The organism is Burkholderia sp. 9775_39, assembly GCF_015712225.1.
GTDB lineage: Bacteria > Pseudomonadota > Gammaproteobacteria > Burkholderiales > Burkholderiaceae > Burkholderia > Burkholderia cenocepacia.
The window spans coordinates 129,390-139,084 of record NZ_JACCQC010000020.1; the positions used below are offsets into that span (position 1 = coordinate 129,390).

General features: G+C 66.3%; 9 protein-coding genes. 2 read left to right on the forward strand and 7 right to left on the reverse strand.

Annotation, left to right across the window (positions count from 1 at the left end; all coding sequences use genetic code 11):
* Positions 1-74: 74 nt before the first annotated feature.
* The 4 genes from H0X90_RS25195 to H0X90_RS25210 form a co-directional block, all read right to left on the reverse strand.
* On the reverse strand, positions 75-824 hold the full coding sequence (locus H0X90_RS25195) for an amino acid ABC transporter ATP-binding protein (protein WP_006493844.1): 750 nt from the start codon (positions 822-824) through the stop codon (positions 75-77).
* Entirely contained in the window at positions 811-1,461 is a 651-nt protein-coding gene (locus tag H0X90_RS25200; RefSeq protein ID WP_006484388.1) for an amino acid ABC transporter permease, read from the reverse strand. Before H0X90_RS25200 ends, H0X90_RS25195 begins: the two co-directional genes overlap by 14 nt.
* Positions 1,458-2,144 carry an amino acid ABC transporter permease gene (locus H0X90_RS25205; RefSeq protein ID WP_006484385.1) on the reverse strand — a complete coding sequence of 229 codons (687 nt, stop codon included), beginning with the start codon at positions 2,142-2,144 and terminating at the stop codon, positions 1,458-1,460. Before H0X90_RS25205 ends, H0X90_RS25200 begins: the two co-directional genes overlap by 4 nt.
* Positions 2,145-2,232: 88 nt before the next feature.
* A complete protein-coding gene (locus H0X90_RS25210) occupies positions 2,233-3,039 on the reverse strand; it encodes a transporter substrate-binding domain-containing protein (protein WP_006484387.1) in 807 nt (268 codons plus the stop codon).
* Between the two features lie 471 nt (positions 3,040-3,510).
* Between H0X90_RS25210 and ansP the strand changes: the two genes are divergently transcribed.
* A complete protein-coding gene (gene ansP / locus H0X90_RS25215; RefSeq protein ID WP_077190009.1) occupies positions 3,511-5,001 on the forward strand; it encodes an L-asparagine permease in 1,491 nt (496 codons plus the stop codon).
* A gap of 71 nt (positions 5,002-5,072) precedes the next feature.
* On the opposite strand, the gene H0X90_RS25220 is transcribed toward ansP, so the two are convergent.
* The 3 genes from H0X90_RS25220 to H0X90_RS25230 form a co-directional block, all read right to left on the reverse strand.
* Complete coding sequence (locus H0X90_RS25220; RefSeq protein ID WP_006484373.1) at positions 5,073-5,378, reverse strand: DUF4148 domain-containing protein; 306 nt, start codon at positions 5,376-5,378, stop codon at positions 5,073-5,075.
* 180 nt (positions 5,379-5,558) lie between these two features.
* Entirely contained in the window at positions 5,559-5,957 is a 399-nt protein-coding gene (locus H0X90_RS25225; protein WP_043205949.1) for a PIN domain-containing protein, read from the reverse strand.
* Positions 5,954-6,199: an AbrB/MazE/SpoVT family DNA-binding domain-containing protein gene (locus tag H0X90_RS25230; RefSeq protein WP_012493780.1), complete on the reverse strand. Its 246-nt coding sequence runs from the start codon at positions 6,197-6,199 to the stop codon at positions 5,954-5,956. The genes H0X90_RS25225 and H0X90_RS25230 overlap by 4 nt, the downstream gene beginning before the upstream one ends.
* Before the next feature lie 208 nt (positions 6,200-6,407).
* Here H0X90_RS25230 and H0X90_RS25235 point away from each other — a divergent pair, with 208 nt between their 5' ends.
* Positions 6,408-9,647, forward strand: coding sequence for an efflux RND transporter permease subunit (locus H0X90_RS25235; RefSeq protein WP_077190008.1), 3,240 nt, complete (start codon positions 6,408-6,410; stop codon positions 9,645-9,647).
* The last annotated feature ends 48 nt before the right edge of the window (positions 9,648-9,695 follow it).

Below are 9,695 nucleotides of genomic sequence, written 5' to 3' on the forward strand. Positions count from 1 at the left end.
GCGCGCTGTCCGGAAGGTGAGGCTTCGATTACGGTCCTGTCATCTATCGCGGCCGGGCTGCACCGCAGCGTCGGTCAGCGCGTCACGGTTTCGGTGTTTCGCACGCTGCCCAGAAACCGCGTCAACTCCACCGTCTGCGGCCGCTCGAAGATCTCGTCGGCCGTCCCGCTCTCCCACACGCGCCCCTGATGCATGAACACGATCCGGTCGCTCACCGCACGCGCGAAGTTCATCTCGTGCGTGACCATGATCAGCGTCATGTCCTCGCGCGCGAGTTGCTCGACCACGCCCAGCACCTCGCCGACCAGCTCGGGATCGAGCGCGGACGTGATTTCGTCGCACAGCAGCACGCTCGGCTTCATCGCGAGCGCCCGCGCGATCGCGACGCGCTGCTGCTGGCCGCCCGACAACTGTTCCGGAAACGCGTCGAACTTGTCGCCGAGGCCGACGCGCTCGAGCATCAGTTCCGCGATCGCGCGTGCCTGCTGACGGTGCGCCTTCTTCACCACCGACTGCGCGAGCATCACGTTCTGACCCGCGCTCAGGTGCGGAAACAGGTTGTACTGCTGGAACACCATGCCGACCTTCAGCCGCAGCGCACGCAGGTCCGCGTGCCGCGCATCGACGCGTTCGCCGTCGACCGAGATCGTGCCCGCGTCGATGCTCTCGAGCCCGTTGAGCGTGCGCAGCAGCGTGCTCTTGCCCGAGCCGCTGCGCCCGATGATCGAGACGACCTGCCCGCGCTCGACGGAGAAATCGATGCCCTTGAGCACATGATGGGTGCCGAAGTTCTTTTCGAGACCCCGGGTTTCAACGAGCGGCATGCCATCTCCTTTGCAACGTGCGCGCATAACGGGTAAGCGGATAACAGAGCGCGAAATAGATCAGCGCGACGAGGCCATACACGACGAACGGCCGGAACGTCGCGTTCGAAATCGCGATGCCGACCTTCGTCAGCTCGGTGAAGCCGATGATCGACACCAGCGCCGTGTCCTTCACGGCCTGCACGCCGAAACCGACCGTCGGTGCGATCGCGATGCGCGCGGCCTGCGGCAGGATCACGTGACGCAACTGCTCGACGTAGCTCATCGCCAGGCTGGCCGACGCCTCCCACTGCCCTTTCGGCACGGCCTCGACACAGCCGCGCCAGATCTCGGCCAGATACGCGCTGGTGAAGAACGTGAGCCCGGCCGTGGCCGCGACCCACGGCGGCACGTCGAGCCCGACGAGCGGCAGGCCGAAGAACACGATGAACAGCTGCATCAGCAACGGGGTGCCCTGGAACACCTCGATATAGAGCTTCGCGACGCCGCGCAGCACCGTCGAGCCCGATACGCGCATCACGAGCAAGCCGAGGCCGACCAGGCCGCCCGTCACGAACGACACGATCGACAGCACGATCGTCCAGCGCGCGGCCAGCAGCAGGTTCGCGAGAATCTGCCCCAACGTGAAATCGGTCATCGCGCACCTCGCACGCGGCGGGTGAACAGGCGGCGGCCCATCGCGCCGAGCGTGGCGCGCAGCAGCAGCGCCATCGCCAGATACGCGAGCGTGATCACGAAGTACGTCTCGAAGGCGCGGAAGTTGCGCGACTGGATGTAGCTGGCCGCATAGGTCAGATCGGCCACCGAGATCTGCGACACGACGGCCGAGCCGAGCATCGTGATCACGATCTGGCTCGACAGCGCGGGAAACACCTTGGCGAGCGCCTGCGGCAACACGACATGACGCAGCATCTGCGCGCGCGACATCGCCAGCGCGGACGCGGCCTCCAGATGCCCTTTCGGCACGGCGGCCACGCCGGCGCGCACGATCTCGACCGAGTACGCGCCGAGATTGAGCGTCATCGCGAGGATCGCGGCCGTGTACTCGTCGATGTGCACGCCGAGCGCCGGCAAGCCGAAGAAGATGAAGAACAGCTGGACGACGAACGGCGTATTGCGAATCGCCTCGACGTACGCGCCGATCAGCGGGCGCAGCCGCACGGCCGCGCGCGCGTCGGCGCTGTACGCGGCCGCGCCGAGCACGCCGACGGCGACACCCAGCACGGTCGCGACCGCGGTCAGCGCGAGCGTGATCGCCGCGCCGCTCGCGAACACGCCGACGTACTCGGCGAGCTCGCCGAATTGAAGCTGGTAGCTCATGGGAAGGGGATAAATTCAGGTTCGGACAACGACACGCGCCACGCCGGGCACCCGGCCGCGGCGACGTATCAGGCGACACGGCGATGCGTCACAGTCCGGCCGGCAACGGCTGGCCGAGCCACTTGCGCGACATCTCACCCAGCGAGCCGTCCTGCTTCGCATGCGCGATCGCATCGTCGATCTTCGCGAGCAGGCGTGGTTCGTTCTTGTTGACGCCGACGAAGCACGGCGAATTCTTGATCACGAACTTCACCTCGGGGCGGCGCGGCGGATTCTTCGCGAGAATCGCCGCCGCGACGATGTTGCCGGCCGCGATCAACTGGACCTGCCCCGACAGGAACGCCTGGATCGTCGCGTTGTTGTCCTCGAAGCGCTTGATCGTCGCGTTCGGCGCGAGCTGCGACAGCGCGATCTCCTCGAGCGCGCCGCGCGTGGCGCCGACCGTCTTGCCGGTGAGGTCGGCCGGCGCGCTCACCTTCACGTCGGACGGCCCGAACACGCCCTGGAAATACGGTGCGTACGCGCTCGAGAAGTCGATGACCTTCTCGCGCTCCGGGGTCTTGCCGAGCGACGAGATCACCATGTCGACCTTGTTGGTCGTCAGGTACGGAATCCGGTTCGCGCTGTTTACGGGCACCAGCTTCAGCTTGACGCCGAGCGCCTTCGCAAGGAGTCCTGCCATGTCGATGTCGTAGCCCTGCGGCTGCATGTCCGTGCCGACCGAACCGAAGGGCGGATAGTCCTCGGGCACCGCGACGCGCAGCGTGCCGTTTTTCGCGATGGTGTCGAGCGCATCGGCATGGGCCGGCGCGGCGGCGAACAGCGCGATCACGGGGGCGGCGAGCAGCGCAGCCAGCCAGGTGCGTCGGGGGAACGGTCGGGTCGTCGGGCTCACGGTGAATCTTCCTTGTCTGGTATGTCGTCGGGCAGCGCGCAACGATTGCGCGGTCCACACCACTCCAGCAAAAACCGGGCCATTGCCGTCAAACGCTTGCCCCGCCGGCACGAGACGGAAATTTCGGCGAACCGCTCGGCGTGCCGAATTCCTCATTTCGGTGCACGAACCGGCGCCGTCGGTAACGGTTGCCCTCGCAGCGCGCGCCGGCGCACCAAATTACCTATCTGGTTCACCCGTCGCCGCGGCCCTATGCACGGATTCGAACAGGCCCAGTCCAAATTTGCATTCCGTTTGTGACGGGAATTACGGCTGAATACGTTCGCGACGTACCGTGCCTTTCGTCACGTGCGACGAATCGCGATCAGGACGGGCGCGCTCGATTCGGTGCGCTGCTCCTCCGGTACCGGTGGCCCCGATCGTCCCGCGATCGAGGCGAATCCAATCCCATCCGCGCGCGAGGATACCGTCATGGCATCGATTCCCGACCCGTCGACAACCGGCGAAACCGACAAACGCAGCTGGCTCGAATCGCACGAAGCCGGCTATCACCAGACCCTCGGCAATCGACAGGTGCAGATGATCGCGATCGGCGGGGCCATCGGCACCGGGCTGTTTCTCGGCGCCGGCGCGCGGCTGCAGGCCGCCGGCCCGGCGCTCGCGATCGTCTATCTGGTGTGCGGCGCGTTTTCGTTCCTGATCCTGCGCGCACTCGGCGAACTCGTGATGCATCGCCCCAGCAGCGGCAGCTTCGTGTCGTACGCGCGCGAGTTCCTCGGCGAAAAGGCCTCGTTCGTCGCCGGCTGGATGTACTTCCTGAACTGGGCGATGACCGGCATCGTCGACATCACCGCCGTCGCGCTCTACATGCATTACTGGGCGCCGTTCGCGGCCGTGCCGCAGTGGATCTTCGCCCTCGTCGCGCTGTGCATCGTCGCGACGATGAACCTGATCGGCGTGAAGTGGTTCGCCGAGATGGAGTTCTGGTTCGCGCTGATCAAGGTCGCTGCGATCGTGCTGTTTCTCGTGATCGGCGCGGCGATCCTCGGCACGGGCATGCCGGTCGCCGGTCATGGCACCGGCATGCATCTGATCACCGACAACGGCGGGTTCTTTCCGCACGGGCTGATGCCGGCACTGGTGCTGGTGCAGGGCGTGGTGTTCGCGTTCGCGGGCGTCGAACTGGTCGGTACGGCCGCCGGCGAATGCAAGGATGCGCGCAAGGTGCTGCCGCGCGCGATCAACAACGTGATCTGGCGCATCGCGATCTTCTACGTCGCATCGGTGGTTCTTCTGGTCTGCCTGCTGCCGTGGAGCGCGTACAAGGCGGGCCAGAGCCCGTTCGTCACGTTCTTCGGCGCGCTCGGCGTGCCCGGCATCGGCTCGGTGATGAACCTGGTGGTGCTCACGGCCGCGCTGTCGAGCCTCAACTCCGGCCTGTATTCGACGGGGCGCGTGTTGCGTTCGCTGTCGATGGGCGGCTCCGCCCCCGCGTTCCTCGCGCGAATGAGCGGGCAATCCGTCCCGTACGCGGGCATTCTGGTGACGGTCGCGATCTACGTGGTCGGCGTGCTGCTCAACTATCTCGTGCCGTCGAGCGTGTTCGAGATCGTGCTGAACATCGCGTCGCTCGGCATCATCAGCACCTGGGGCTTCATCGTCGTGTGCCAGATGAAGTTCCGCGCCGCGGTCAGGCGCGGCGACGTGGAAGACGTGTCGTTCAGGATGCCGGGCGCGCCCGTGACGTCTTGGCTCACGTTGCTGTTCCTGCTCGGCGTGCTGGTGTTGATGGCCTTCGACTACCCGAACGGGACGTGGACGATCGCCTCGATCCCGCTGGTCGCGCTGTTGCTCGCGGCCGGCTGGAAGTGGCTGAGCCGTCGTGCGCGCCGCGCGTTGCTCAAGCCGACGATTCCATCGATCACGCTCACGCAGAACGTGCTCGAGAAGGGCGAGAGCTGACTCCCGGCGGCATGCGTGCCGCCCGTTGAAGGAACCGCCGTCGGGCCGCGGACGGCGGTCGCCAACCGCGCTCAGTGATGCTCGTACAACGGCTGCGTGTCGAGCGACGCGAGCGACGACGTCGCCGCCCTTGCCGCGTCGGCCGGCCGTGCGGCAACCGATTGCGCTTGCTGCGCGGCGACCTTCGCCTCCGCGGCCTGGATGTCCTCCGGATAGTACGGATCGGTGCCGATGGGACGATAACCGGCCTTTTCGACGCGGACGAGATCGGCACGCACCTCGGCGCGGGTAACCGCATGGTCGGTGGTTTGCGCAAATGCGACGATCGGTGCGCTCAGTGCGCAGGACAGCAGGACTGCACGAATCAGGTTGTTCATGATGTTCACCTCTCAAAGATGGCGTGTTCGCGTCCGCAGATCAGGCCGGACATCCGCTCCCCATCGATGCGATGAAGAGTTGGATTCATTCTGCGATTCGCGCGCTTTCCTGAAGGTGAGGCTTCGATTACGGTTTTGTTATCTGATCGCCCGTTCTTCTATCGTCGGCTTGCGCCGTGATTACTTTATCAACCGCATGCCAGCGACCTTTGAGGCGGCCACGTCGAAGGTTGCTGTGTACTCGCACCCGACGACGTGTGCCGACCGCTCGATCAGGCAATCCGCAAAATCCGCCTTCGGTGATGCCGCGAAAACGCGAAGTGCCTTTCGCACCGTGTCAGCGCCTTCAACGGCCAGTTCCTTCGTAGCGGTCATTGAGTCGATGATGTCTGTTATCTGTTCGCGCTCTACGCCGTAGCAACGTCCCAGCACCCAGACGACCTCGACCAGCGCCACCTGCGAAACGTACCCCGGACGCTCCGCCGACAACGACTCCATCAGCGCGGTCGCCCTCTTTGATTGCACGGCATCGTCTTGAGCGAAATAGCGGACCAGCACGTTCGGATCCAGTCCTATCATCGCGCGGACGCTCCCTGTTCGGCGATGGCCCGATTCATGTCCTCGATTGACACCGATTTCTCGGGCTTTTTCACGATGCCCTTGAGCGAGGCGAGCGAGCGCGTGGCCGGGTAGATCTCATACCGGCCCGTTGCCTCGTTGAAGCTGAATTCGATCCGGTCTCCGGACTCCAGGCCTAGTTGATTGCGTACATCCACCGGAATGGTCACCTGACCCTTTGAAGTAATAGTAGCTGCTGTCATTTGCGGCACCTCCAATATTCCTTACTTTATGGTAAGGAATATGAAAAAGCAAGGGCGAGCTACCGGCGACCACCGCCGACGCTGCAGTGCGCCCGCACAGATAACGGTTTCGTAATCCTCGAGTCAGGGTCGGGTCAACGCCGCGCCGGCAGACTGCGTGCTCGTCGCATCGAATGCGCATCCGAGCCCTGCTTCGAGGAGCACCATCATGTGGATCGTCCGGCTGGCGTTACGCAGGCCCTACACGTTCGTCGTACTCGCGCTGCTGATCTTCATCGCGGGGCCGCTGGCACTGCTGCGCACGCCGACCGACATCTTTCCGAACATCGACATTCCGGTCGTCAGCATCGTCTGGTCGTACAACGGCTTCTCCGCCGAGGACATGGCCAAGCGGATCACGTCGAACTACGAACGCGCGCTCACGTCCGACGTCGACGACATCGAGCACATCGAGTCGCAATCGCTGAACGGCGTGTCGGTCGTGAAGGTGTTCTTCCACCCGGGCGCCGACATCAATCGCGCGATCGCGCAAGCCGCGAGCAACGCCGCGTCGATCCTGCGCATCCTGCCGCCCGGCACGCTGCCGCCGAACATCATCACGTACAACGCGTCGACGGTGCCGATCCTGCAGCTCGGGCTGTCGAGCGACACGCTCGCCGAGCAGCAGCTGTACGACCTCGGCAACAGCTTCATCCGCACGCAGCTCGCGACCGTCCAGGGCGCGGCGGTGCCGCTGCCGTTCGGCGGCAAGATCCGCCAGATCGTCGTCGATCTCGATACGCGCGCGCTGCAGGCGAAGGGGCTCGCGCCGATCGACGTCGTGAACGCGATCAACGCGCAGAACCTGATCCTGCCGGGCGGCACCGCGAAAATAGGCACGCACGAATACAACGTGCAGATGAACGGCAGCACGCAGACGGTCGCCGCGCTGAACGACCTGCCGGTGAAGACGATCGGCGGCAACGTCGTCTACGTGCGCGACGTCGCGCACGTTCGCGACGGCTACGCGCCGCAGACCAACATCGTGCGGGTGGACGGCAAGCGCGCGGCGCTGCTGACGGTCGAGAAGACCGGCAGCGCATCGACGCTGACGATCATCGACCAGGTGAAGGCGATGCTGCCGAAGATCGCGGCCGGGTTGCCGAACACGCTGCGCATCGCGCCGCTCGACGATCAGTCCGTATTCGTGAAGGCGGCGGTCCAGGGCGTCGTGCGCGAAGCGCTGATCGCCGCGTGCCTGACCGCGCTGATGATCCTGCTGTTCCTCAGCAGCTGGCGCGCGACGCTGATCATCGCGATCACGATCCCGCTCGCGGTGCTCACGTCGCTGCTCGCGCTGTCCGTGCTCGGGCAGACCATCAACATCATGACGCTGGGCGGGCTCGCGCTCGCGGTCGGCATTCTCGTCGACGACGCGACCGTCGCGATCGAGAACATCACGCATCATCTCGAGCTCGGCGCGCCGCTCGAGGAGGCCATCCTGACCGGCGCGGGCGAAATCGCGGTGCCGACCTTCGTGTCGACGCTGTCGATCTGCATCGTGTTCGTGCCAATGTTCCTGCTCACGGGTGTCGCGCGCTATCTGTTCGTGCCGCTCGCCGAAGCCGTGATCTTCGCGATGATCGCGTCGTACTTCTTCTCGCGCACGCTGGTGCCGACGCTTGCGATGGCGCTGATGCGCGCCAAAGGCAGCGGCCGGCCGCCGCGCGGCGCATTCGCACGCATCGCGCGGTTCCAGGCCGCGTTCGAGCATCGCTTCGAGGCCGTGCGGCTGCGCTATCGCGCGCTGCTGTCGGCGGCGATCGCGCGCCGCCGCCGCTTCGCGGCCGCGTTCCTGCTCGCCTGCGTCGCATCGACGGGCCTCTACGCGTTCGCCGGGCAGGACTTCTTTCCGTCGGTCGACACCGGCGAGATTCGCCTGCATCTGCGCGCGCCGACCGGCACGCGGATCGAGGAAACCGCGCGGCTCACCGACGAAGTGGAAGCGAAGATCCGCAGCGTGATTCCGGCGAACCAGCTCGCGGGCGTGCTCGACAACATCGGCGTGCCGGTGAGCGGGATCAACCTTACGTACGACTCGTCGGACCCGATCGGCACCGAGGACGCCGACGTGCTCGTCACGCTGAAGCCGGATCACGCGTCGACCGCCGCGTACGTCGCGAAGCTGCGCAACGTGCTCGCGCAGGCGTTCCCCGGCGTGACGTTCGCGTTCCTGCCGGCCGACATCGTCAGCCAGATCCTCAACTTCGGACTGCCCGCGCCGATCGACATCCAGATCGTCGGCAACAAGCTCGACCAGAACCGTGCGGTCGCGAACGCGCTGCTCGCGAAGCTGCGCGGCGTGCGCGGGCTCGTCGACGCACGCATCCAGCAGCCCGGCGACGAACCCGCTATCAACGTGAACGTCGATCGTACGAAGGCGATCCAGGCCGGTCTCGACCAGCGCGACGTCGCGCAGAACCTGCTGATCGCGCTGTCCGGCAGCTCGCAGACGACGCCGAACTTCTGGCTCGATCCGCGCAACGGCGTCAGCTACCCGGTGCTCGTGCAGACGCCGCAGTACACGGTGAATTCGCTGCAGTCGCTTGCGAACGTGCCGCTGCCCGCCGGCACCGCCCGCTCGCCGCAGACGCCAGCCGGCGGCCCGGCCGCGGGGGCGCCCGCGCAGAACCTGCTCGGCGCGCTCGGCTCGTTCTCGCGCGCGACGCAGCAGGCCGTGGTGTCGCACTACAACGTGCAGCCGGTGCTCGACATCTTCGCGTCGGTGCAGGGGCGCGACCTCGGCGGCGTCACGGCTGACGTGACCCAGCTCGTCGACGCCGCGCGCGCGCAACTGCCGCCCGGCGCGTCGATCGTGCTGCGCGGCCAGGTGCAGGCGATGCACGAGTCGTTCGCGGGGCTGCTCGGCGGCCTCGCGCTCGCGATCTCGCTGGTCTACCTGCTGATGGTCGTGAACTTCCAGTCGTGGCTCGATCCGCTCGTGATCGTCGGCGGACTGCCGGCATCGCTCGCCGGCATCGCATGGATGCTGTTCGTCACGCGCACCACGCTGTCGGTGCCCGCGTTGACCGGCACGATCCTGTGCATCGGCATCGCGACCGCGAACAGCATTCTCGTCGTGAACGCGGCGCGCGAGTTGCTCGCGGCCGGCGCGCCGCCATGGCAAGCGGCGCTCGACGCGGGCTTCAACCGCTTCCGGCCCGTCGTGATGACCGCGCTCGCGATGCTGATCGGCATGTTGCCGATGGCACTCGGCCTCGGCGACGGCGGCGAGCAGAACGCGCCGCTCGGCCGCGCGGTGATCGGCGGCCTCGCGTTCGGCACGGTGTCGACGCTGCTGTTCGTGCCGGTGCTGTTCGGCTTCGTCCATGCGTGGCTCGCCCGGCGTCGCGACGCCGCGGCAGCGCGGCACGCGCAGCACGCACCCGATACGCCGGCGCTGCGTTGAGCGCGGACGCCCGCCCCTTCTCATCCTTCGATTCGCCCGCCCCCGGAC